The organism is Tessaracoccus luoxuelianae, assembly GCF_054483915.1.
In genome coordinates, this window is the sequence record NZ_CM137013.1 from 2,619,884 (window position 1) to 2,642,817 (window position 22,934).

At 68.1% G+C, this 22,934-nt stretch carries 20 protein-coding genes, 2 tRNA genes and 1 pseudogene; 13 read left to right on the top strand and 10 right to left on the bottom strand.

Annotation, left to right across the window (positions count from 1 at the left end; all coding sequences use genetic code 11):
* The first annotated feature begins 214 nt into the window (after positions 1-214).
* Both ACX1D1_RS12005 and valS read left to right on the top strand, forming a co-directional pair.
* Complete coding sequence (locus ACX1D1_RS12005; protein WP_182783691.1) at positions 215-1,030, top strand: DsbA family protein; 816 nt, start codon at positions 215-217, stop codon at positions 1,028-1,030.
* 49 nt (positions 1,031-1,079) lie between these two features.
* The gene (gene valS, locus ACX1D1_RS12010) at positions 1,080-3,641 is read left to right on the top strand and encodes a valine--tRNA ligase (RefSeq protein WP_459054697.1); all 2,562 of its coding nucleotides are present in this window, start codon (positions 1,080-1,082) and stop codon (positions 3,639-3,641) included.
* A gap of 31 nt (positions 3,642-3,672) precedes the next feature.
* Here the strand turns inward: valS and ACX1D1_RS12015 are convergent, their stop codons facing one another.
* The 8 genes from ACX1D1_RS12015 to tig all read right to left on the bottom strand — a co-directional run bounded on the left by ACX1D1_RS12015 (position 3,673) and on the right by tig (position 13,878).
* Positions 3,673-4,914, bottom strand: a complete 1,242-nt coding sequence (locus ACX1D1_RS12015) for a D-arabinono-1,4-lactone oxidase (RefSeq protein WP_459054698.1) — start codon at positions 4,912-4,914, stop codon at positions 3,673-3,675.
* 2 nt (positions 4,915-4,916) lie between these two features.
* Positions 4,917-8,147 carry a S41 family peptidase gene (locus ACX1D1_RS12020; RefSeq protein ID WP_459054699.1) on the bottom strand — a complete coding sequence of 1,077 codons (3,231 nt, stop codon included), beginning with the start codon at positions 8,145-8,147 and terminating at the stop codon, positions 4,917-4,919.
* A 16-nt stretch (positions 8,148-8,163) separates the two neighbouring features.
* Positions 8,164-8,601 (bottom strand): ATP dependent DNA ligase, encoded by a 438-nt coding sequence (locus ACX1D1_RS12025; RefSeq protein WP_459054700.1) that lies wholly within the window; start codon positions 8,599-8,601, stop codon positions 8,164-8,166.
* A 9-nt stretch (positions 8,602-8,610) separates the two neighbouring features.
* Entirely contained in the window at positions 8,611-9,672 is a 1,062-nt protein-coding gene (locus tag ACX1D1_RS12030) for an ATP-dependent DNA ligase (protein ID WP_459054701.1), read from the bottom strand.
* Positions 9,673-9,697: 25 nt separating this feature from the next.
* A complete protein-coding gene (clpX, locus tag ACX1D1_RS12035) occupies positions 9,698-10,978 on the bottom strand; it encodes an ATP-dependent Clp protease ATP-binding subunit ClpX (protein WP_182783682.1) in 1,281 nt (426 codons plus the stop codon).
* A 116-nt stretch (positions 10,979-11,094) separates the two neighbouring features.
* Positions 11,095-11,694 (bottom strand): ATP-dependent Clp protease proteolytic subunit, encoded by a 600-nt coding sequence (locus ACX1D1_RS12040; RefSeq protein ID WP_182784011.1) that lies wholly within the window; start codon positions 11,692-11,694, stop codon positions 11,095-11,097.
* Positions 11,695-11,735: 41 nt separating this feature from the next.
* Complete coding sequence (locus tag ACX1D1_RS12045; protein WP_182784009.1) at positions 11,736-12,332, bottom strand: ATP-dependent Clp protease proteolytic subunit; 597 nt, start codon at positions 12,330-12,332, stop codon at positions 11,736-11,738.
* A gap of 148 nt (positions 12,333-12,480) precedes the next feature.
* Entirely contained in the window at positions 12,481-13,878 is a 1,398-nt protein-coding gene (gene tig, locus ACX1D1_RS12050; protein WP_459054702.1) for a trigger factor, read from the bottom strand.
* Positions 13,879-14,001: 123 nt separating this feature from the next.
* Between tig and ACX1D1_RS12055 the strand changes: the two genes are divergently transcribed.
* The 6 genes from ACX1D1_RS12055 to ACX1D1_RS12080 all read left to right on the top strand — a co-directional run bounded on the left by ACX1D1_RS12055 (position 14,002) and on the right by ACX1D1_RS12080 (position 17,106).
* Positions 14,002-14,880, top strand: a complete 879-nt coding sequence (locus tag ACX1D1_RS12055; RefSeq protein WP_459054703.1) for a patatin-like phospholipase family protein — start codon at positions 14,002-14,004, stop codon at positions 14,878-14,880.
* Positions 14,881-15,056: 176 nt separating this feature from the next.
* Positions 15,057-15,251 (top strand): type II toxin-antitoxin system RelB family anti-toxin, encoded by a 195-nt coding sequence (gene relB, locus ACX1D1_RS12060; RefSeq protein WP_459054704.1) that lies wholly within the window; start codon positions 15,057-15,059, stop codon positions 15,249-15,251.
* On the top strand, positions 15,248-16,396 hold the full coding sequence (locus ACX1D1_RS12065; protein WP_459054705.1) for a type II toxin-antitoxin system HipA family toxin: 1,149 nt from the start codon (positions 15,248-15,250) through the stop codon (positions 16,394-16,396). Before relB ends, ACX1D1_RS12065 begins: the two co-directional genes overlap by 4 nt.
* 50 nt (positions 16,397-16,446) lie before the next feature.
* Positions 16,447-16,517, top strand: a tRNA-Gly gene (locus ACX1D1_RS12070).
* A 53-nt stretch (positions 16,518-16,570) separates the two neighbouring features.
* Positions 16,571-16,646 (top strand) — tRNA-Pro (locus ACX1D1_RS12075).
* A gap of 202 nt (positions 16,647-16,848) precedes the next feature.
* Positions 16,849-17,106, top strand: coding sequence for a type II toxin-antitoxin system Phd/YefM family antitoxin (locus ACX1D1_RS12080; RefSeq protein ID WP_459054706.1), 258 nt, complete (start codon positions 16,849-16,851; stop codon positions 17,104-17,106).
* Positions 17,107-17,457: 351 nt separating this feature from the next.
* On the opposite strand, the gene ACX1D1_RS12085 is transcribed toward ACX1D1_RS12080, so the two are convergent.
* Positions 17,458-17,883 (bottom strand): hypothetical protein, encoded by a 426-nt coding sequence (locus ACX1D1_RS12085; protein ID WP_459054707.1) that lies wholly within the window; start codon positions 17,881-17,883, stop codon positions 17,458-17,460.
* A 6-nt stretch (positions 17,884-17,889) separates the two neighbouring features.
* Here ACX1D1_RS12085 and ACX1D1_RS12090 point away from each other — a divergent pair, with 6 nt between their 5' ends.
* On the top strand, positions 17,890-18,126 hold the full coding sequence (locus tag ACX1D1_RS12090) for a hypothetical protein (protein WP_459054708.1): 237 nt from the start codon (positions 17,890-17,892) through the stop codon (positions 18,124-18,126).
* A 401-nt stretch (positions 18,127-18,527) separates the two neighbouring features.
* A complete protein-coding gene (locus ACX1D1_RS12095; protein WP_459054709.1) occupies positions 18,528-19,838 on the top strand; it encodes a DDE-type integrase/transposase/recombinase in 1,311 nt (436 codons plus the stop codon).
* Between the two features lie 106 nt (positions 19,839-19,944).
* Here ACX1D1_RS12095 and ACX1D1_RS12100 read toward each other — a convergent pair.
* Positions 19,945-20,744 (bottom strand): annotated as a pseudogene (locus tag ACX1D1_RS12100) (IS630 family transposase); the annotation flags it as partial.
* Here ACX1D1_RS12100 and ACX1D1_RS12105 point away from each other — a divergent pair.
* From ACX1D1_RS12105 to ACX1D1_RS12115, 3 genes are all read left to right on the top strand, one after another.
* On the top strand, positions 20,731-21,489 hold the full coding sequence (locus ACX1D1_RS12105) for a hypothetical protein (protein ID WP_459056612.1): 759 nt from the start codon (positions 20,731-20,733) through the stop codon (positions 21,487-21,489). The pseudogene ACX1D1_RS12100 and the gene ACX1D1_RS12105 overlap by 14 nt on opposite strands.
* A 225-nt stretch (positions 21,490-21,714) precedes the next feature.
* Positions 21,715-22,320: a fasciclin domain-containing protein gene (locus tag ACX1D1_RS12110; protein ID WP_459054710.1), complete on the top strand. Its 606-nt coding sequence runs from the start codon at positions 21,715-21,717 to the stop codon at positions 22,318-22,320.
* Between the two features lie 145 nt (positions 22,321-22,465).
* Entirely contained in the window at positions 22,466-22,813 is a 348-nt protein-coding gene (locus ACX1D1_RS12115; protein ID WP_459054711.1) for an L-rhamnose mutarotase, read from the top strand.
* The last annotated feature ends 121 nt before the right edge of the window (positions 22,814-22,934 follow it).

Sequence of the window (22,934 nt, forward strand, 5' to 3'; positions counted from 1 at the left end):
CGGCCTCTCGTCGAAGAGCCTCGACGGTGAGCTCAAGGCCCCGGCGTAGCGGCGTCGGGGCGAGGCCGAACCGCGCCTGGGCCGCGATGGCCGCGTGGACGCTGATGGCCGATTCGGGCCTTTGAGCTGCCCGGTTAGGATGACCCGTAGGCAGCGATGGGCCATGTTCCATCGCTCCGCCGCACCGTTCACGCCCCTCAAGGAGCTTCGCAATATGGCCAACAATTCGTCGCTGAGCAAGCGCGCCGCCCTGCGCCAGCAGCAGGAGATGGAAGAGCGCACCAAGCGCACGCGCCGCATTCTCGCCGTCGGCGCGGGACTCGCGGCGCTGACCATCGTCGCGGTGCTGGCGATTGTGATCATGCAGGCGCTGGCCAAGCAGGCGCCTGTAGCGACGGAGCAGCTGACGCCCCCCAACGCCACGGCCTCCTCCGGCATCGCTCTGGCGGGCAAGCAGCCACAGGAGGGCACCCCCCACCTGGTGGTGTGGGAGGACTTCCAGTGCCCGGCCTGCGCCTCGCGGGAGGAGAGCTACGGGCCCATCATCGAGCAGTTGGTGGCCGACGGTTCGATCACCGCGGAGATCCGCACCGCGTTCTTCCTGGACGCCGGGCTGCGCAACGACTCGTCGAAGCGCGCCGCCCTGGCCGCCGCAGCGGCCGACGAGGTGGGCGCGTTCGACGCCTTCCACCGCGTGGTCTACGCCAACCATCCTGCCCAGGAGGGCACCGGCTTCACCGATCAGCAGCTGCGGGTGGACTTCCCGGCCTTGGCCGGCATCGAGGGCGAGGACCTCACCCGGTACCAGGAGCTCTACGACACCCGGGCCTTCAACGACTTCACCGACGCCGCCAACCAGAAGTTCAACGACGACCAGATCGGCGCCACGCCCACCTTCCTCGTGAGCGGTCAGGCCCTGGAGTTCTACGACCAGGAGTCCCAGACCGTCCTGATCCAGCCCACCGCGGAGAGCCTGCTCGGGGCCATCACCGAGGCGTTCGAGTCGGGCGGCCAGCAGCTCGAGAGCTGACCGGGCGACGGTTCGGGCGGGCGCGCGCTGCCTATTAAGATCGGGTCCCATGACCCATTCGAACGCGTCTGCGCGCGCCCTCCCCGACAAGCCCGTCCTCGAAGGCCTGGAGGCCAAGTGGGGGCAGGTATGGGCCGAGGAGGGCACCTACGCGTTCGTGAGGCCCTCAAGCCGCGAGGACGTGTTCAGCATCGACACGCCCCCGCCGACGGTGTCGGGCTCGCTGCACGTGGGCCACGTGTTCAGCTACACCCACACGGACACCGTGGCCCGCTACCAGCGGATGCGCGGCAAGCACGTGTTCTACCCGATGGGTTGGGATGACAACGGCCTGCCCACCGAGCGCCGGGTCCAGAACTTCTACGGCGTGCGCTGCGACCCGTCGATCCCCTACGACGCGGGCTTCGAGGCTCCCGCCAAGCCGGACCCCAAGCGGCAGGTGCCGATCAGCCGCGCCAACTTCATCGAGCTGTGCCACGAGCTGACCGCCGTCGACGAGCAGGCGTTCGAGGCCCTCTGGAAGCAGCTCGGCCTCTCGGTGGACTGGTCCACGCTCTACACCACCATCTCCGCGAGCTCGCAGGCCGTGGCCCAGAAGGCCTTCCTGCGCAACCACGCCCGCGGAGAGGCCTACCTCAGCTACGCCCCGACCCTGTGGGACGTCACGTTCCACACCGCCGTGGCGCAGGCCGAGCTTGAGGCGCGCGAATACCCGGGCGCCTACCACCGCGTGGCGTTCCACCGGCCCGACGGCACCCCGGTGCACATCGAGACCACCCGCCCGGAGCTGCTGGCTTCCGTCTGCGCGCTCATCGCGCACCCGGACGACGAGCGGTACCAGCCGCTTTTCGGCAGCACCGTCACCTCTCCCCTCTTCGGCGTGGAGATCCCGGTCCTGGCGCACGAGGCGGCGGAGCCGGACAAGGGCGCCGGCATTGCCATGTGCTGCACCTTCGGCGACCTCACGGACGTCACGTGGTGGCGCGAGCTCAACCTCCCCACCCGCACGGTGATCGGCCGCGACGGCCGCATCCAGGGGGAGACGCCCGAGTGGATCGTCAACGCCGGCGCCTACGAAGCCATCGCCGGCAAGACCGCGTTCTCCGCACGGGAGGCCACCGTCGCGATGCTGCGCGAGACCGGCGACCTCGACGGCGACCCCAAGCCCACCACGCGCATGACCAACTTCTACGAGAAGGGCGACAAGCCGCTCGAGATCGTGGCCACCCGCCAGTGGTACATCAGCAACGGCGGACGCGACGAGGACATCAAGCAGGAGATGCTCGCGCGAGGCCACGAATTGCAGTGGACCCCCGAGCACATGGCACACCGCTACGAGAACTGGGTGGGCGGGCTCAACGGTGACTGGCTGATCTCCCGCCAGCGTTTCTTCGGGGTGCCGTTCCCAGTCTGGTACCGCCTGGATGCCGACGGCGAACCCGACTACGAGTCCCCCATCGTGGCCGACGAGGCCTCGCTGCCGATCGATCCGGTCACCGACTGCCCGCCGGGGTTCACCGACGAGCAGCGCGACCAGCCTGGCGGGTTCATGGCGGACCCGGACGTGATGGACACCTGGGCCACGTCGTCGCTCACCCCCCACCTGGCCACCGGCTGGGAGCGCGATGAGGAACTGTTCGCGCTCACGTTCCCGATGGACGTGGCGCCGCAGGCCCACGACATCATCCGGACCTGGCTGTTCAGTCGGGTGGTGCGGGCCCACTTCGAGAACGGCTCCCTGCCGTGGAAGCGCGCCACCATCTCAGGCTTCGTGGTGGACCCGGACCGCAAGAAGATGAGCAAGTCCAAGGGCAACGTCGTGGTGCCCACAGACATCCTGGACAAGTACGGCTCGGATGCCGTGCGCTGGCGCGCCGCGATGGCGCGCCCCGGGATGGACTCGCCCTTCGACGAGACCCAGATGAAGGTGGGTCGTCGCCTCGCCATGAAGATCCTCAACGCCGGCAAGTTCGTGCTCACGATGGCCGAGAATCCGGGCGGGCTCCAGGCCGTGACTAGCCCCGTCGATCTTGCGATGCTGGCTGGCCTGCGTGGAGTTGTGGCCACCGCGACGAAGGCGTTCGACGACTTCGACTACACCGGGGCGCTCGAGGCCACGGAGTCGTTCTTCTGGTCCTTCTGCGACGACTACCTGGAGCTGGTCAAGGAACGCGCATACGGCGCCCAAGGGCCCGAGGCGCAGGCCTCCGCGCAGGCCGCGCTGGCGCTGGCGCTCGACGTGCAGCTGCGGCTGTTCGCCCCCATCCTCCCGTTCGTCACCGAGGAGGTGTGGCGCTGGACGCACGGCGCCTCGGTGCACCTGGCGGGGTGGCCAACCGTCGACGAGCTTCCCACCGGCGACCCCGCCCTTCTGGCGGACGTGGCCACGGCGCTCATCGCCATCCGGGGCGCCAAGTCGACGGCGAAGGTCTCGATGAAGGCGGAAGTGTCGCGGGCGGCGTTCGCCGGCCCCGCGGGCGTCGTCGCGAGGCTGCGCACCATCGAGGCGGACCTCCGCGCGGTGGGTCGGCTCGTCGGCGAGGTGACGTGGGCCGAGGTCGACGCCCCGCTCGGCGTCGAGGTGGAGCTGGCTCCCACGGCCGACCAGTAACGGCGCGCCGGTCCCGTCCGTCGGTCGTGAGCTACAGGCCGAGCCTGGTCAGGTAGGGGTTGGCGAACCGGCGGGCCGGGTCCATCCGGCCGCGCAGCTCCGCGAAGTCCGACCACCGCGGGTAGCGGGCGGCCACCTCGTCGCCGGGCATCGTGAAGACCTTGCCCCAGTGGGGGCGCGCCGTGCCCGGCAGGGCCGCCTCCAGCTCGGGCAGGAGCGCGCGCACCGCCGCCTCGTCCGGCTTCCAGGTGAAGTGGAGCCCCACCGTGTCCGCCCCGAAGGCCGGGGAGAGCCACAGCTGGTCCGGGGCCATGGTGCGGATCTCGCACACGAACAGCAGCGGCGCGATCCTCGGTGCCAGCCCGGCCACCGCCTCGATCGCCGCGACAGCATCAGTCCGCGGCACTAGGTACTCCGACTGCAGCTCCGCCCCCACCGACGGGGTGGACTCCAGCCTGAAGTGCGGCAACCTGTCGTACCACGGCCCGAACTCGCCCATCTGCGGGGTGCAGGGGGTGGGGTCGATGCCCGCGATCGGGTGCCGCGGCCCGCCTGCCGGGCGCCCGCCCGCGGCGAGAATCCCGCCAACGGACGGCTCACCCGCGGACTTCACCCACACCTGCTCGATGACTGCCGGGTCCTGCCAGGTCGTGAACATGCTGACGCTGTCCCCGGCCCCCGTCACGGCCGACAGATCACCCAGGACGGCGTCGAGGCGCACCCCCTCGAAGACCCTCTGCGCCACCGGGCGCGCCGGCGCCACGTCGAGCTCCACGTGCGTGAGCACTCCCAGGGCACCGAGTCCGACGACGGCGCCGTCGAAGTCCGCGCCGCCGCGCTCCATCCGCACCAGCTCTCCGCGACCGTCGACGACCTCCAGCGCGGAGACCTGCTTGGCGAGCGAGCCGATGCGGTCCCCGGAACCATGCGTGCCGGTCTGGACGGCCCCCGCCACGGAGATGTGGGGCAGGGAGGCCAGGTTGGCCAGGGCCACGCCCTCGTCGCGCAGCGCGGGCACCAGGTCGCCGTAGCGCCACCACGCCGGGACCCTGACCGTGGCCTCGCCCACCCGCACGGGACCCTCATCGCTCAGCTCCCCCAACGAGATCTGGACCCCGGCGGTGTCCGCGATGTCGTTGAAACAGTGCCGCGACCCCACCACCCGGATCTGCTCCTCGGCCGCGACGAGCTCCTGCAGCTCATCGACGGACGTCGGCTCGGCCAGGCGTCGCGCGGAGTAGGTGACGTTGCCCGCCCAGTTGGTCCCTGTCATGCTCAGCTCTCTCTGCGTGCGAATCGAGGTGCCTCGAACGACGGCGGGCTCGCCGCCGGTCGATCGGCCAGCCGGGACAGCGCCTCGTCGATGGCGCGGTCCAGCTGCACGTCGTCCTCGGACTCCCACTCGGCCGGCCCCGTCTCGACCACGATGTCCGGGTCCACGCCGTGGTTCTCCAGGCCGAAGCCGTACTTGTCGAACGCGATCCAGTAGCGCGGCTGCGTGACCTCGGTGCCGTCGACCAGCGAGAACCGGCCGTCGATGCCGACGACGCCTCCCCAGCTCCGCTCCCCCACCACCGGGCCGAGGCCCAGCTCCTGGGCGGCTGCGGTGACGATGTCGCCGTCGGATCCGGCGTAGGCGTTGGTGAGGAACACCACCGGGCCGCGGGCGGCCTGGCTGGGGTAGGTGGTGACGTCGTCGTGATGCCGCGCCCCGTTCCAGCCCACGGCCCGCCGCGACAACCGCTCGATGACCAGCTCGGAGGTGTGACCGCCGGCGTTGAAGCGGACGTCCACCACCACGGCCTCGCACCGCATGGCCGCGTCGATGAGGCGGTGGAACTCCGCCCACCCCCGCGCCACCATGTCCGGCACGTGCACGTACCCGACGCGCCCCTGGGACCGGGCGCGGGTGTGGGCCACGCGGCCGGCCACCCACTCGTGGTAGCGCATGGGCGCCTCACTGGGCGTGGGCACCACGGCGACGCGCCTGCGCTGCCGCCCCTGCACGAGGGTGAGCTCCACCACCTTGTCAGCGGCGCCCTGGAGGAGCGCACCGATGTCTGGCACCTCTGCCGTGGAGCGCCCGTCGACTGCGGCGATGACGTCACCTGGCGCCGCCGCGACCCCTGCGGCCCGAAGCGGGGACCGGGCGGACGGGTCCGAGGTCTCCCCCGGCAGGATCCGCGAGATCACCACCTCGCCCTTGGAGTTGCGGGTGAACTCCGCACCGAGGAACGCCACGTGTGCGCCGTCGTGATGATGCGACGGCGGATCGACGTAGGCGTGGGAGGTGTTGAGCTCCCCCACCGTCTCCCAGAGCACGTCGACGAGGTCGTCGTGGCTGGCGATCCGGTTGAGCAGTGGCCGGTAGCGGGCGACGGCGGCCGCCCAGTCCGTGCCGTCGAAGTCGTCGCGCCAGTAGTGGTCCCGCATGAGCCGGGCGTTCTCCTCGAACATCTGCCGCCACTCCGCCCGCGGGTCCACCTCGCGGCGGAGGCGGCTGAGGTCCACGGGGATCTTGGCGTCGTCGCCGTCGGGCTCGTGGTCTGCCTGCTGAACCCAGATGTCCTCGCCGCTGCGCACGACGAGGCGCTCGCCGTCGCCGCTGATCGCGGCGCCGTCGCAGCCCTCGACCACCACCGTCAGCTTGCGGGTCTTGAACGAGAAGTGCTCGACGTGGTCCTTGACCTCGCCCTCGACCCCGGCCCGGGCAGCGCCCAGCTCACCGGTGGAGCGCAGCGCCACCCACACCAGGCCGTCCTTGGCGGCCTGCAGCGAGGCATACCGCGACGACGCCACCGGCAGCGGCACCATCCGGTCCTCCACGCCGTCCAGGTCGAAGACCACGACGGGGGCCGCCTCCTCCTGCGCCGGCTCACCGTCCTTGGCGCCGTCGGACTTCTTGTCCTCGTCCTTGTCGTCCGGCTCGCTGATGGGCCATCCGTCCGCCGATGGCCCGAACGGGGCCGGCTCGGTGGCGCTGAGCGGCACCAACCAGGGACGGGTGGAGTTGGTGAACGCCAGATCGAACCCGAGCTCGTCGTAGGTGGGATCGATGGTGCGGCTGGAGAGGAAGCACAGGTACTTCCCATCCGCGGTGAAGGTGGGCGAGTAGTCGTTGAACTGCCCGCGGGTGAGCGTGAATCCTGCCTCGGCCGTCATGTCGTGGCCGACGAGCTGGCCCAGCATGCCCTCGTTCGCCACGGCGTTGCGCCACACCAGGTAACGGCCGTCCGGGGACCAGGTCAGGCCGGTCGCCTCACCTACCGGGGATCGGCCCACCTTCCTGGCGGAGCCGCGGGCCACGTCGAGGATGTAGACCGTGCCGTCGTGGCTGCCCACCGCGACCTTGCTGCCCTCCGCGTTGGGCTCCAACGTCATCACGCGACCCAGGCGCCCGGCGCCGAGGCGGCGGGCCGGGCCGTAGCCGTCTAGTTGCCGGATCTCCAGCGCGTCCTCGCCCCCCTCGTCTGTCACCCACACCCCGCGTCCTGTCTGCGCGAGGAAACGCGGCTCGCGGATGCGCACGCCCGGCGACTCGGCGACGGCGCGGGCCGGGCCTCCGCGGTGGGTGAGCAGGTAGGCGGCGCCGCGCCACTCCACGAGTGAGGCGTCCCCACCGCGGTCCGGTGCGATCGACTCGAGCCGGTCCGTGGGCGCGACCGGCACCGGCTGGGGGCGCCCCAGTGGAACGGTGATGTCCAGGGCCTGGGGTTCGGCCTTCAACGTGGCCATGTAGTGCAGGCGCCCACGGGCGTGATAGATGACGGCCTGGCCGTCTGTGGTGGCGTCGCGCACGTAGCCCTGCTCGGCGCTGTGCCGGGTGTGCTGACGCAGGTCCTTGCCTGCGGAGTTCACGGACCAGACCTGCCCCTGCACGTCCGGCCCCTCCCCCAGATCCGAGGTGAACATCAGCCGCTCCCCCACCCAGGAGGGCCAGAAGAGGCCGGCGGTCACGTCCGGCAGGAGCCGCTTCCAGTCGCCCTTGCCCTCCGCAGAGAGGTACAGGCGGGCGGCCATGCCACCCCGGTACCGCTTCCATCCCGAGGGGTCGCGGAAGTTCGCCGACGCGATGGCCACGCGCCCCTTCCTGTGCACGGCCGCCGAGGTGGCCAGCCCCCACGGAAGCCGGGTGAGCCGGCCGTCGAGCGACAACGAATACATGGACGAGTCCACGCGGTGGAAGCCCTCGTGCTGGGAGCAGACCAGGATGTGCTCGGCATCCAGCCACCCGGACACCAGCATGGGCCGCCCACTCAGCCAGGTCAGCCGCCTCGTGCCGCCGTCGAGGTCCACGACGTAGGCGTCCCACCCGCCGTTGGTGGTGGCCGTGAACGCAACCCGGGAGCCGTCAGGCGAGATTCGGGGGTTGCGGGGCGTCTCCTCCCCCAATGTGATCCGCGAGGCGCGTCCGCCTCCGAGCGACCCGAGCCAGAGGTCGTCGTCGGCGACGAAGACGACAGTGTCGCGGTGAAGGTGCGGGAAGCGCAGGTAGCCATCAGTCACCGCCCCACGATACCGCCTAGGCGAGAGCCCGAACCGACTCCAGGGTGTCGGCCTCGGCGGCGGTCTTGTCGTCGCGGTAGCGCAGAACCCGGGCGAATCGGAGGGCCACTGCGCCGGGGTAGCGGCTGGAACGCTGGACCCCGTCGAAGGCAACTTCGACCACCTGCTCGGGGCGCAGGTGAACGACGTGGCCCTCCCGTCGCGCCTCCAACCCGAGGAAGCGCTCGGTCTGCCAGACCAGCATTTCGTCCGTCATGCCCTTGAATGTCTTTCCGAGCATGGTGAAGCCGTCGCCGTCGCGGGCCCCGAGGTGGATGTTCGAGAGCAGGCCCCGACGGCGGCCGCTGCCCCACTCGACCGCCAGCACCACCAGGTCCAGCGTGTGTCGCGGCTTGACCTTCACCCAGCCGGAGCCCCGCCTCCCCGCGTCGTAGGGGGCCGCAAGGTCCTTCACCACCACCCCCTAGTGCCCGAGCGCGAGCATCTGGGCAAAGAACTCGTGCGCGACGGCGGGCTCAGAGGTGATCACGCGGGGGGCCCTCGCGGCCTCCGGGACGACGGCGGCCAGCGCCTCGAATCGCGTCCAGGCCGGCTCGTCGATCAGGTCGCGGCCATCGAGATGCAGAACGTCGAAGAACAGTGGGGTGAGCGGGACCGCCTCGCGGAGGGTGTCGTCCCTGCTCATCGCCCGGGCGCCGGTCTCCTGGAACGGCCGTGGCCGGCCGTGCGGGCCGAGCGCAAGGGCCTCCCCGTCGAGCACCACGGCCTTGACATCCAGCCCCAGCACCATCGCCACCACCTCCGGCAGCCGATCAGTGATGTCGTCCAGCGAGCGGGTGAACACCGCCACGTCCTGGCCCGCCCGGTGGACCTGGATGCGGATCCCGTCGATCTTCCCGTCGACCGCGACCTCGCCGCCGAGGCCCACCAGGGCCGCGTCCACATCGGGGGCGGAAGCGGCAAGCATCGGCCGCACCGGCCGACCCACCGCGAGCCGGAAGTCGGCCAGCGCCTGGCGGCCCCCCGTCAGGGCCGCGGCGGCGACGGGGCCGGTGGGGGCGGAGAACATCGCGGCGCGTCGGACGAGCGCGAGAGGCAGCGCGGCGGCCTCGGCGATGGCCTCGAGGAGCAACGAGTCGAGCGCGCCTTGGCGCAACTCACCGGAGATGAGTCCCCTGATCCACTCCTGCTCGGCCGCGGTGGCCGCGCCGAACAGTGCGCGCACTGCGCGTGTGCGCTCCTCCTGGGACCCCGGCCCGGCCAGGTCAGCGAGCCGGGCCAGCGCGTCGTCCAGGGCGGCGGCGGTCAGCGTGGGTTCAAGGGCGGGCGCCGGCAGGCTGGCGAGGGTGCGCCATCCCACCCCTGTGCGTCGCTGTCTGATGCCGCCGGCGAGGAAGGTGGCCACCACTTCCACGTCTGCAGGGTCCGCCGCGTTCAGCGCCTCGGCGAGGAGGCGTCGCTTCTCCAGGCGTGATCGGGTGGCGGCGACGGCCGCCGACGTGGCGACCAGTCGGTGAAGCTCCATGCCTGCCTCTGTGGCGGGTGAGGGATCAGGCCGAGAGGTCGCGGCGGCGGGCGAGCTTGGCGCGCGGCACCATCGTGGGCGCCGCGACACCGTCGACGGCGTCCTTGGTGACGAGCACCTGGGCCACGTCGTCCTCGGAGGGGACGTCGAACATGACGTCCAGGAGGAGCTCTTCAAGGATGCCGCGTAGCCCGCGCGCACCAGTGCCCCTCAGGAGCGCCAGGTCCGCGATGGCGACGATGGCCTCGTCGGTGAACTCCAACTGCACCCCGTCTAGCTCGAAGAGCTTCTGGAACTGGCGCACGAGCGCGTTGCGCGGCTCGATGAGGATGCGCACCAGGGCGTCTCGGTCAAGCTGGGAGACCGAGGTGATCATGGGCAGCCGGCCGATGAACTCGGGGATGAGGCCGAACTTGTGCAGATCCTCGGAGCGCACCGCCGTGAACGGGTCCACGTCCGGCTTCCGCGCGTCCGCCGAGTTGTTGAACCCGAGCGGGCGCTTGCCGATGCGCTGGTTGATGATGTCCTCCAGGCCGGAGAACGCACCTCCGACGATGAACAGCACCTTGGTGGTGTCGATCTGGAGGAAGTCCTGATGGGGGTGTTTGCGGCCACCCTGCGGGGGGACGGAGGCGACAGTGCCCTCAAGAATCTTCAGCAGGGCCTGCTGCACTCCCTCGCCTGAGACGTCCCGGGTGATGGACGGATTCTCGGACTTGCGCGCCACCTTGTCGATCTCGTCGATGTAGATGATGCCGGTCTCGGCCTTGGCGATGTCGAAATCAGCGGACTGGATGAGCTTGAGCAGGATGTTCTCCACGTCCTCGCCGACATAGCCCGCCTCGGTGAGGGCAGTGGCGTCGGCCATCGCGAACGGAACTTTGAGCATCCTGGCCAGCGTCTGGGCCAGGTAGGTCTTGCCGCAGCCGGTGGGGCCGATGAGGAGGATGTTCGACTTGCCGACCTCGACGTCGTCGTGCTCGGCGCGCCGGCCGTGCGCCTCCTGCTGGGACTGGATGCGCTTGTAGTGGTTGTACACCGCCACGGAGAGGGCTTTCTTGGCGCCGTCCTGGCCGATGACGTAGGTGTCCAGGAAGTCCCGGATCTCGCGCGGCTTCGGCAGCTCAGTGACGAGGCCGGCGTCCACCGGAGCCGGGAACTCCTCCTCGATGATCTCGTTGCACAGCCCGATGCACTCGTCACAGATGTAGACGCCGGGACCGGCGATCAGCTTCTTGACCTGCTTCTGGCTCTTGCCACAGAAGTTGCACTTGAACAGGTCGCTTGACTCGCCGATGCGTGCCACGTCTCCACCTCCTTGGCTCGAGTGCCTTGCGTTGATCTCCGATTTCCCACCCTACCCGGGACACCCGGGCTGGGGACTGCGAAACGCCTTCCCGAGCCCGGAGTGTTCCGGGGTCTTCAGTCGAGTCCCTTGAGCGAGGGGAGGATGTCGTCGACGATGCCGTACTCGACCGCCTGCTGGGCGGTGAGGTACTTGTCGCGCTCGATGTCCTTGCTCACCTTGTCGAGGTCCTGGCCCGTGTCCGCGGCCAGCATGGTCTCCATCAGCGCGCGGATCCGCAGGATCTCCCTGGCCTGGATCTCGAGGTCCGAGGACTGGCCGTAGCCGCCCTCGGTGGCGGGCTGGTGGATGAGGATGCGCGAGTTGGGCAGCGCGAGCCGCTTGCCTTTCGTGCCGGCGGCCAGCAGCACTGCGGCGGCGGAGGCCGCCTGGCCGAGGCAGACGGTCTGGATGTCCGGCTTGATGTAGCGCATCGTGTCGTAGATGGCGGTCAACGCGGTGAAGGAGCCGCCGGGCGAGTTGATGTAGATCGAGATCTGGCGCTCGGGGTCCATCGACTGCAGACAGAGGAGCTGCGCCATGACGGCGTTGGCCACGTCGTCGTTGATGGGGGTGCCGAGGAAGATGATCCGGTCCTCGAACAGCTTGGTGTAGGGGTCCACCCGGCGCATGCCGTAGCTGGTGCGCTCTTCCCACTGGGGGATGTAGTAGCTCATGTCCATTCCGGTGGGTGCGGAGCCCTGGGGCAGGTTGGTGATCACTGGTTCGGGGCCTCCGTCTTGATCTGGGATGCGCGCTCGTAGACGTGGTCGATGAACCCGTACTCGAGCGCCTGCTCGGCGGTGAACCACCGGTCACGGTCTGAGTCGGCCTCGATCTGGTCCACCGTCTGGCCGGTGTGCTTGGCGATGAGGGCGGCCATGGTGCGCTTGATGTGCAGCGACTGCTCCGCCTGGATCCGGATGTCGGAGGCGGTGCCGCCGAGCCCGCCGGAGGGCTGGTGCATCATGATCCGGCTGTGCGGCAGCGCGAAGCGCTTGCCGGGCGTGCCGGCCGAGAGCAGGAACTGCCCCATCGATGCCGCCAGGCCCATGGCGACGGTGGCGACGTCGTTGCTGATCCACTGCATGGTGTCGAAGATGGCCATGCCGGAGTCCACCGAGCCGCCGGGCGAGTTGATGTAGAGGTAGATGTCCTGGTGCGGGTCCTCCGCATTCAGCAGCAGCATCTGTGCACAGATCGCGTTGGCGTTCTCGTCGCGCACCTCCGACCCGAGGAAGATGATCCGGTTGGCCAGGAGGGACGAATACACGTTGTCTGTCATGCCGAGGCCGGCGCCCGAGGGCCCGGCCATCCGGATGTCGTTTCGAGTCTCAGTCACCCCACTAACCTACCGGCATTCGCCAAGGACCCAAGAGCGCGGGGCCGTGTTCGCCCGAGGCGTCACCGGAGACGACAGGATCGCCGCGGGAACGGGTCCCGCGGCGATCCTGTGCTGGGTGTTACTTGGCGTCGACCTCGGCCTCTTCGGCCTCCTCCTCGGCGATGACTTCCTCGGCGGCCTCGATGGCGTCGACCGCCAGCGTGGTCTCGACGGGGTTGCCGTCCTCATCGGTGACCTTCGCGTCTGCGCAGATGGCCGCGAGCGCCTTGCCGCGACGGATCTCCTGCATCCACTCGGGCATGTGGTTGTGCTCCATCATGTGGTTGATCTCGTCCTGCGGGCTGGAGCCGTTCTGCTGCGCCTTGCGGAAGATGAGCTCGGTCAGGTCCTGCTGGGAGACGTCGACGGTGTTGGTGTCGGCGTACACGTCCAGCACCACCTGCGCCTTGAGAGCCTGCTCAGAGCGCTTGTCGATCATGGCCCAGAACTCGTCGGCATCCTTGGCCTCCTCGTCCTCGGAGTTGGCGAGGTAGTCCTCGACCGTCATGCCGCCGCCGGCCAGCTGACGCTGGACCTCAGCCCGGCGAGCCTCAAGCTCACGGGCCAACACGGACTCGGGCAGCTCGAACTCGGTGGCCTCCAGAACGGCCTCCAGCACCTTGTCACGGGCATCTGCCAGCTGATCGGCCTTCACCTGCTGCTCGGCGCCCTTGCGCAGGTCTTCCTTCATCTCCTCGACGGTGTCGAACTCAGAGATGAGCTGCGCGAACTCGTCGTCCACGTCGGGCAGGTCCTGCTGGGAGACCTTGATCACGGCCACCTCGATCTCCGCGTCCTGGCCGCGGAACTGGCCGCCCACCAGGGTGGAGGTGAAGGTCTTCGACTCGCCGGCCTTGAGCCCGGTCACGGCCTCGTCCAGGCCGTCGAGCATGTTGGCTTCCTGGCCCACCTTGTAGGTGAGCCCCTCGGCGGTGGCCTCGGGAAGCGGCTCGCCGTTCTGCGAGGCGACGAGATCCAGGGTGAGCACGTCGCCCTCAGCCGCAGCCCTGTCAACCTCTGTGGTGGTGGCAAAGCGCTCGCGCAGGAGGCCGATGCGCTCCTCGACGAGCGCGTCGATGCTGGCGGCGTTGTCCACGGTGGCCTCGACCTTGGTGAAGTCAGGCAGGGTCACGTCCGGGCGTATGTCCACCTCGGCCGTGAACTCGACGAGTTCCTTGTCCTCCAGCTTGGTGACCTCAACCTCAGGCTGCGCCATGGGCACAACCTTGTGCTCCTCGATGGCTGCGTTGTACGCCGAGGGGATGGCCTCGTTGATGGCCTCCTGCAGCACGACGCCGCGGCCGTAGCGCTGATCGATGACGGTGGCAGGCACCTTCCCCTTGCGGAAGCCGGGAATGTTGATCTGCTCGGCAATCCCCTTGTAGGCGTCATCGAGGTAGGGCTTGAGATCGGCGAAGGGGATCTCGACGGTGAGCTTCACCCGCGTCGGGCTCAGCTTCTGGGAGGTGCTAGGCACGAATGGACTCCTGAAGTTGGAATGATCGGGATCGAGTCTATCGGTCAATGCCCAGCCCACCAATCGGCAGCGCGCCCCTCCGCGCCGCTCTGGCCCGGGACCGCTCTAGAGTGGGTGCCCGTGATGACCAGCACCGTGACCGACACCGCACTCGTCTTCGAGGGCGGCGGCATGCGGGCCGCCTTCTCCTCCGGTGTGCTCGCCGCCCTCCTGGATGCGGGCATCCACCTCGACTGGGTGGGCGGCATCTCGGCCGGGTCCAGCTGCACCGTCAACTACGTCTCCCGGGACCCCGGGCGCGCGGAGCGGTCGTTCGTCGACGTCGCGGCCGAACCCCAGTTCGGCGACTGGCGCACCTGGGTGGCCGGCAAGGGCATGTTCAACGCCGAGTGGATCTACGAGCAGACCTCGCTCCCCCACCAGGTCCTCCCCCTGGATCTCGACACCTTCCGGGTGAACCCCGCCCAGGTCCGCATCGGAGCGGTCCGCTGCGCAGACGGCGAGATGATCTACTGGGGCCGCGAAGACCTGCAGGACGTGATGTCCCTGGCGAAGCGGGTGAGGGCGTCGTCGACGATGCCGCTGCTCATGCCGCTGACCACCATCGACGGCGTGGACTACTGCGACGGGGCGCTCGGCCCCACTGGCGGATTCGCCTTCGATGCGGCGAGGAATGACGGCTACGGGCGGTTCCTCGTCGTGATGACACGCCCGCGTGGCTACCGCAAGGCCCCCGTCCGTTCGACGGCCGCCATGCGGACGCTGTTCCGGCGCTACCCCGCCGTCGCCCAGGGGCTGATCGAGCGGCCCGCCAATTACAACCGCTCCGTCGGCGAGCTGCTCGAGCTGGAGCGGGAGGGCCGCGCCTACCTCGTGTTCCCGGACTCGATGCCGATCCGCAACTCGGAGCGCCGGGTACCCGTGTTGCGGTCGGTGTTCCAGTCAGGACGCGCCCAGGCCGGGCGCGAGCTCGACGCCATGCGCGCCTTCCTGGGGCTCTGACCCCATCAACCAGATCGCGCTGACGACCGGCACAAACGTGCCGATCATCTCCTCGACGCCTTGAGGGAGGGCTGTCGCGGTCAAGATTCGGCACGAACGCACCGAATAGCCTTGACCGCGCCGCGCCGCAGGGGCAGAATGACGGGAACCGGCACGTTCACGCCGATTGGAGCAGCATGGATCTCGCCACCACCGTGGTCAACAGGCGCCGAGCGCTGGGCCTGACGCAACTCGACGCCGCAGACCTCGCCGGGGTGTCTGAGCGTTTCGTCCGCGCCGTCGAGGCGGGCAAGGTCTCCGTGCAGTTCGACAAACTCCGCGCCCTTCTTGACACCCTTGGGTTGGAGCTCACAGTCAGGATCAAGCCGTGAACGTCGCCGACGTCTACAAGGACGGGCTCCTCGCCGCGACACTCGAGGCCGACGGGGTGGACACCACGTTCGCCTACGTGGATCACTACTCAGGCCCCCCCGTAGCCCACTCGCTTCCCCTGGGTTCACGGTTCGTGCGCCCCGGGCGGACGTTGCCGCCCTTCTTCACCAATCTGCTGCCCGAGGGGCGCCGCCTCGCGGCACTCCAGCGGGCGGTCAAGACCTCAGGAGACGACGAGCTCACCCTGCTGCTCGCGACAGGTACCGACACCATCGGGGACGTCCAGGTGTTACCGCAGGGCAGGCCTCCAGTACCCGCCCGCCCGCTGGTGGAACCGGAGGAGCCGCTGGACTTCGCGGCGTTGCTCGCTGACTACGGCATCGATCCCGTCGGCATGCCAGGCGTTCAGGACAAGCTGTCCGCCGGGATGATCACACTCCCCGGTCACTCCGGATCAGGGGCATCAACGATCATCAAACTGTCGCCGCCCGACTACCCTTTCGCCGTCGAGAACGAGGCGTACTTCCTCCGCGTGGCCAGGCGCCTCGGCCTCTCCGTCGTGGAAGCGGCGATCATTACCGACACGAGGGGCAGATCGGGGCTTGTGGTGCACCGCTTCGACCGGGCGGATGGTCGCCGCGCGGTCGAGGACGCATGCCAGCTCCTCGGTCGCTATCCCAGCGACAAGTACCTCCTGTCCGCGGAAGAGGCAGCGACCGCGGTGGCGGACGCATGCGCGGCACGACCCGTCGCGATGCGCAACGTCTTCATCCAGCTCATCTTCGCCTGGCTCATCGGCAACGGCGATGTGCACGCCAAGAACGTGTCCGTGCTGCAGAACCCGGGCGGCGAGTGGCGAGTGGCACCCATGTACGACGTTCTGAGCACCCTCCCCTACGGTGACCACACGCTCGCGCTCAGCGTCGGCGGCCGCACCGACGGCCTCATCCGGCGGCACCTCGTGGACTTCGGGCGGGGGCTCGGCCTGCCGACCGGCGTGGTCGAGCGGGCATTGAACACCGCGCTGCGCGCCACCTCGTCCCTCGACGACGACCTTGCGGGCGGCGCGTTGCCGTTCAACTCCGCGGTCACCAGGGATGTCCGTCGTCAGTTGGCGCGGCGCCGACGCGATGCGATCGGGTGAGTTGGAATCGCGCTCTCCAGCAGTCGGCTGGTAGAGTCATCGACGGTTCTGCGGATGTAGCTCAATGGTAGAGCCCTAGTCTTCCAAACTAACTACGCGGGTTCGATTCCCGTCATCCGCTCGAGTCGTCGAAGCCCCTTGTCAGGCTCCACTGACAGGGGTTTCGACGGCCACCGGGGCGTAGCGTAGTGGCTAGCGCGCCTGCTTTGGGAGCAGGAGACCGCAGGTTCGAGTCCTGTCGCCCCGACCAGCAATGACTATAACCAGAGCAGGTTTCGCCCCCGGGGGGGCTCACGGCGTGCCAGATTCCTACCCGGTGATCATCTCAACGACAAGCGCCCAGTGGTGGAGGCGGCCTATGAATGCAGCAGCGGCCGCTTGATCAGCACACGTCGCCGGAGCAGGCCAGCGAGGTCGCCGGACGACGTAACACAAGTGCTACTGCGGAGGTCATGAAGACCATGGGAGTCAGAGAGCTCCGCAAAGACGCCTCCGAACTGCTCCGCCGCATCCAGACCGGCGAGGAGATCACCATCACCCTGTCTGGCCGACCCACCGCACGACTCGTCCCAACCCACCCCGACCTGGAACGGGACCGGCAACTCCTCGACGAGGGTTTGCGCACCCCGTGGGCGACCGCCCACGCTCACGACGCACGCCTCTGCACCCGCAACATCGACGACTTCGCAGGCCAGGCCTGGAGGATCTGATCGACATCGCGTCCGTCTGATCACCCACCCTCACACACGACGACACAAGAGCGTGCAGCGCATGGGCTTCTCCTGGCCATTTCCCATCGGCACTTAAGGAAGGGCCTGAGCGGCGGTGTCGGCGGGCAATGGCGTGCCCATGGACCGGCTACTTCGAGACAGTCGTCCGATGCGCCCATTGCAAGCCTAGCCACGCTCCTAATGCCGCACCCGCCACCATTGAGACTCCCCACTCAAAACCACCCAAGAACCCACCGAAGAGGATGCCGATCGCAGCGCCGAGGATGGGCCCCATGATCAGTCCGCCCATCATGATCCCCACGAACACCGGAACGAGAACGCGAGGCACTCTTACTCTCCTTGCGTGTATGTCGCATTGCCTGCCCCGGTCACCTTGAGCTTCACCCATGGGTATGTGTGGCCGACTATTCCTCCGACAACGGGAATAATGTGGTTCACGCGACCCTGTCGGAAGACGTACGCCGTGGGCGTTCCCACACCGGACTTCCAACTGTTGTGATTCGTTGTCACAATGTCCACGCTGAAGTCCACGTTCGTGAAGTAGGCCGAGGTCGTCGCGGCCGACGTGACCGCTCCTCCCAACCAGCAGAATTGAACCTTGTGGGTGTACTTGTACAGGACAACCGCCCCGGTAATCGAGCGCTTCGTCCGGGTGCCCCAGACCTCCTTGCAGCTCGCTCGGCTCAACTCGTCCTGCGTCAGAGCCAGTTCCGTGATGTCGTCCTCGACGTCAGGTGCAGGCGTTCGATCAGCCACCGTCGGATGCTTCGCTATGAGCCAAGCGATCTGCGCCTTTGTTGCGTTCCCTGCCATAGCGGCAACAACTACGTGCTCGAGATCGAACTCGACTGGATCGCTCCTGTCACCGGATGCCCGGGCTGGGGTGCTCGCGAGCAGGAGTACGGCCGCAACGAGCACGGAGAGCGCTACCCGGAGAAGCTGACCGACGCGCCGTTCTGCGGATTGACGATCATTCATCATCCCCTCTTTTCTGACTGACCGATTGAGAGCCTATGGTATGCGGTGGTTCATACTGCCCCTTGGGGAGGGTTAACTTTCGGCCAGCGTGCGGATACAGGTACTTTCGTACCCGCATCGACATGGCCCGAGGAACGATCGTGCCGAGGAGCTCCAACCCCATCCCGGTTTGATGCCGGTTCTTTTCCAGATTGAAAAGAAGAGGGACCGTACGATCTCCGGTGTAAATTCCGACGAAGAGAATTGCCCCACCGATGCTCCAAGTTGACCTGCGAAGTCTCATACCTTCGTAGACGGTGCTGTCTCAGTGCTTCGTTGACAGATGTGTCTCAACCTTCGTGGACGGTGGGTGTTGACGGTTCTGTCTCACGCCTTCGTGGACGATCGCCCTGGCGCGGTGGTCGGCGGCGAGGGTCATCGGCATGGCTGCCCGTATCGACGTTCGTGTTCGTCACCTGATCATCAATTTCCCTGACCAGCCTCGTCGGGGTGAGGTCACTCGGTTCTGTCGTGAGCACGGGATTTCGAGGGCCGAGTTCTACAAGGTGAGGTCGCGGGCGCAGACCGAGGGCAAGCTTGCCGCGGTCACTGCCCGGCAGCCGGTGGCCAGGTCGGTGACGCGACGCACCAGCGACGAGCTGGAAGTGCTGGCTTTGCAGGTCCGGGCCGATCTGAAGCGGGCTGGCTGGGATCATGGACCGTTGTCGGTGGCGGCAGTGATGCGCCGGCAAGGTGTGACGCCGCCGTCACGGGCCACGCTGGCGAGGATCTTCACCCGTCACGGGGTGGTCACGCCCGAGCCGGCGAAACGCCCCAGGGCGTCCTACCGCCGGTTCCGGTACCCCGATCCCAATGGCTGCTGGCAACTCGACGGGTTCGAGTACCGCCTCGATGACGAGGCCGGGTCGAAGCGGTGCGTGCTGCAGGTCGAGGACGACCACTCGCGGTTCATCCTGGCCTCCCTCGTGGCGCGGTCGGAGACCAGCGAGGCGGCGATCACCGTGGTCGCCGCCGCCATCGGCCGTCATGGCGCACCCGCGAGGTTCCTGACCGACAACGGCACGGCGTTCAACCAGGCCCGACGCGGCGGAACCTCACAGCTGGAGGTCTACCTGCGCCATCAAGGCGTCGCACCGATCACCGGCCGTCCCGGCAAACCCACCACCCAGGGCAAGAATGAGCGGCTGCACCGAACCATCCAGAAGTTCCTCGACGCCCACCGCCCGATCCGCACCGCGCAGCGGCTCGCTGAGCTCGTTGACGAGTTCGACGAGTACTACAACACCCAGCGGGCGCATCAGGCACTCGACCCGGATCAGACCCCAGCCGAGGCCTACCAGGCCAAAGCGAAAGCCGTGCCCGGCCCACCCACGCCGGAGGTGGCGCCGCCGGTCGTGGCCCCGACCCGCGACCCCGGCCGGAGAACTGTCCGTTCCGGTGCCGCTCGCCGCATGATGGGCGAACGCACCCCCACCGACCCCTCCGACACGGCCCGATGGGCCGACCGGCGCGTCGCAACCGACGGCCGTATCCACATCTGTCGCGCCAAGATCTACGTCAGCAAACGGCTCGCCGGCCAAACCCTGCACGTCATGTTCGACGCCACCACCATCGAGATCTTCGACCCCGACGGCGTGTTCCTCGGTCACGTGTCCCACCCCGGCACCGTCCCCCCCGGCACCGTTAAACTGCTCACAATCCGACCCTGGCGACCCGACACCAGTGAGACATAACCGTCAACGACCCGGTGAGACAGGACTGTCTACGAAGGCCTGAGACATGACATGCTCCAAGTTGACCAATTCAAGACTGCAAAAATGTAACACACCTTGCAAAAACCTAGTGGCGTGTCAGTGAGACATGTTTACGTTTCCGGTCGATTCGGTCGAGAATCTGGTCGGGGGTTTTGGTCCACATGAATGGGTGTTTGCGCCGGTTCCATCCGTTGATGAAGGCGCGGATCTTGCCCGTCAGATCGCGGACCGAGGTGAAGGTCCCGCGCCGGATGGCTTGTCTTTCGATGATCCCGAACCAGACCTCGACCAGGTTCAGCCACGAGCCGGAGGTCGGGGTGAAGTGCACCGTGATCCGAGGGTTCGCGTCGAGCCAGTCACGGACCTCGGCCTACTTGTGGGTGGCGCAGTTGTCCATCACCAAATGCAGCTCCTGGGTCGGGTAGGCGCCCGCCACATGCTTGAGGAACCCAGGAACTCCTGATGCCGATGCCGGTCCTTACACAGGCCGGTGACCTTCCCTGTGGCGATCTCCAACGCCGCGAACAGGGTGGTGGTGCCGTGGCGGACGTAGTCGTGGGTGCGCTGTTCGGCATGGCCGGGTGCCATCGGCAGCACCTTCTGGGTCCGATTCAACGCCTGGATCTGCGACTTCTCATCCACACACAACACGATCTCGTTGTCCGGCGGTGCCAGGTACAGGTCAACCACGTCGGTGACCTTGGCCACCAGCTCCGGATCGGTGGAGAACTTGAACGTCTCCGCCTTCCCCGGGCGGACCCCGAACTCCTTCCACACCGCGGCGACGGTGGCATGGTCGACCCCCAGCCGAGGCGCCAGCAACCGCGAGGACCAATGCGTCACCGCCAGGCTGGCCGGCCGCGGGTCCAAAGTGGCGGCGAGGATCGCCCACGGCACCTACATCGCCAAGCCCGACACCGGCGCCCCCAGCGAACCCTGGAAACCGCCGTTCGAAGAAGCCGCCATGGCCTACGCCACCGCCTCCTACAGCGACCGCATCCCCGTGCTCGCCGGCATCGGCGCCGCCCGCCACTGGCACGCCATCCCCCGCGCCATCGGCGCCACCGTGATCGCCCAACCCGAGCACCACCGACCCGTCAACCTCACAACCGGAGGCCGGATCGTGTTCACCCTCCGCGACACCACAACCATCGACGCGCTCCCCGTCGACACCACCCTCGGCACCATGCGCGTCACACGCCTCGCACACCTCACCGCAGCCCTCTCCAAAGCCCCCGCCGCCAAGGTGCTGAGGTGGGCGGCCGCGAGGCCAAAGATGCCTGACCCGACCACGGCCGCCACTACCCCAACTGGCCCCCCCACAGCACTCCACCATCGAGCGGCGCTACCGAGGCATCCCGAGGTCACCCTGCGGACCGCTCCGCGGAGCGCCGTCACCGCCCGCCGTGACCTCACAGAGCGAAGAGCAACCTCGCCGATGCCGCCCCAAGATACCTCCCCACGGCGGAGGAGCGGTGAGGCGTGGACGACCGTGGCCTCGTCGGTCGGTCCCAGCACCTGGCCGGTGAACGGTGCCTACGCAGCAGGGTTCGACTTCGTGCTACGCCTCCCCATCTGCAAGGGCGTAGACCGGGGTGCCGTAGCAGAGCTTGTCCTCGGCGCCCGATGACGTCGGCTTCAATCGTGTGGGTGCGGCCCTCAGGGCCGCAGCCAGGTCATCATCTTCGTTGCGCGGCTCCTCGGAAACCACCCAGTGCCATCACGTGTCGGCCGGTCTTCAGGATCGCGTCCGAAAAAACCTGGCCCCAGGTGCATCCAAGGGCGGCACTTCATGCGAATCCATCTGTGAGAGCGAGTTGCACACGGCAGCTTCATCCCACCCCAAGGAGACACCATGAACATCAAGATCGCAGCTGCCGGAAGCGTCGCAGCACTTCTGTTCCTGTCCGGATGCGCGGGAGCCAGTGACGAGATGACCCCGGAGGCCACCACCGCTGAGACGACCAGCGCCGCGGCCTCGCCGTCGGAGTCCATGAGCGAGTCGATGTCTGAGGCCCCCATGGAGGAGGCCGGCACCATTGTGGACGTGGCTGCTGGCAACCCCGACTTCGAGACCCTCGTCGCGGCGGTGACCGCGGCCGACCTGGTCGAGACACTGTCCGGCGATGGGCCCTTCACAGTCTTCGCGCCCACCGATGACGCATTCGACGCGCTCCCCGAGGGCCTGCTCGACGCCCTCCTGCTCCCGGAGAACAAGGACGCCCTCACCAGCATCCTGACCTACCACGTCGTGTCCGGCGAGGTGATGGCCGCTGACGTCACGGCCGGCGATGTCGAGACCGTCGAGGGCTCCACCATCGCGATCACCACCGACGGCGGCGTCATGGTCAACGACGCCAATGTCGTGACCACTGACGTCGATGCCTCCAACGGCGTCATCCACGTCATCGACAAGGTCATCGTGCCGCCGACGGTCGACGCCGCCGCGCTGCTCGGCTGACATCTGGCACACGCCACGGCAATCAGAGGGACCCGCACGCCGTGCGGGTCCCTCTGCCGCGTCCTGCGTCGCCCGGCTCCCTTGACATGAGTGGAAGCCCGTGATTCGATCGTTTCAATTCGGTCGCATCCCAGGAGGACGCCCCATGACCACCCGTCGCCGCTACTGCTTCGAACTCCACGTCCGCCCCGACCGGTTGGATGAGTACAAGGCCCGCCACGCCGCCGTCTGGCCGGACATGCTGCAGGCGCTCAAGGCGTCGGGCTGGCACAACTACTCGCTGTTCATGCGCGCAGACGGGCTGCTGATCGGCTACGTGGAATCCGACGACCTGGCGGCTGCCCAGGAGGCGATGGGCAACACCGAGGTCAACGCCCGCTGGCAGGCCGAGATGGGCGAGTTCTTCGCCGACCTCGCCGTGGCCCCCGACGAGGGCATGGTGCTGCTGGAGGAGGTCTTCAACCTCGAGGACCAACTCGGCCGCATCAGCTGACCCGGGCCAGAGGAAGTCTCGGTTACCTCAGGGAGCCTCCTATAGAGGGACGGCCAAACTCGGGCCCTGAGGGTCCCCGCTTGAGTCCCGAAGGGTCGAAAACCCGCACCCGACAGTAAAG

What these genes read in the sequence shown, in the direction of transcription:
- ACX1D1_RS12005 (WP_182783691.1), top strand. Translation starts at nt 215, where the DNA reads ATGGCCAACAATTCGTCGCTGAGCAAGCGCGCCGCCCTGCGCCAGCAG.
- valS (WP_459054697.1), top strand. Translation starts at nt 1,080, where the DNA reads ATGACCCATTCGAACGCGTCTGCGCGCGCCCTCCCCGACAAGCCCGTC.
- ACX1D1_RS12015 (WP_459054698.1), bottom strand. Translation starts at nt 4,914, where the DNA reads ATGACAGGGACCAACTGGGCGGGCAACGTCACCTACTCCGCGCGACGC.
- ACX1D1_RS12030 (WP_459054701.1), bottom strand. Translation starts at nt 9,672, where the DNA reads ATGGAGCTTCACCGACTGGTCGCCACGTCGGCGGCCGTCGCCGCCACC.
- ACX1D1_RS12040 (WP_182784011.1), bottom strand. Translation starts at nt 11,694, where the DNA reads ATGAGCTACTACATCCCCCAGTGGGAAGAGCGCACCAGCTACGGCATG.
- ACX1D1_RS12045 (WP_182784009.1), bottom strand. Translation starts at nt 12,332, where the DNA reads ATGGCCGGGCCCTCGGGCGCCGGCCTCGGCATGACAGACAACGTGTAT.
- ACX1D1_RS12055 (WP_459054703.1), top strand. Translation starts at nt 14,002, where the DNA reads ATGACCAGCACCGTGACCGACACCGCACTCGTCTTCGAGGGCGGCGGC.
- relB (WP_459054704.1), top strand. Translation starts at nt 15,057, where the DNA reads ATGGATCTCGCCACCACCGTGGTCAACAGGCGCCGAGCGCTGGGCCTG.
- ACX1D1_RS12080 (WP_459054706.1), top strand. Translation starts at nt 16,849, where the DNA reads ATGAAGACCATGGGAGTCAGAGAGCTCCGCAAAGACGCCTCCGAACTG.
- ACX1D1_RS12090 (WP_459054708.1), top strand. Translation starts at nt 17,890, where the DNA reads ATGCTTCGCTATGAGCCAAGCGATCTGCGCCTTTGTTGCGTTCCCTGC.
- ACX1D1_RS12095 (WP_459054709.1), top strand. Translation starts at nt 18,528, where the DNA reads ATGGCTGCCCGTATCGACGTTCGTGTTCGTCACCTGATCATCAATTTC.
- ACX1D1_RS12110 (WP_459054710.1), top strand. Translation starts at nt 21,715, where the DNA reads ATGAACATCAAGATCGCAGCTGCCGGAAGCGTCGCAGCACTTCTGTTC.
- ACX1D1_RS12115 (WP_459054711.1), top strand. Translation starts at nt 22,466, where the DNA reads ATGACCACCCGTCGCCGCTACTGCTTCGAACTCCACGTCCGCCCCGAC.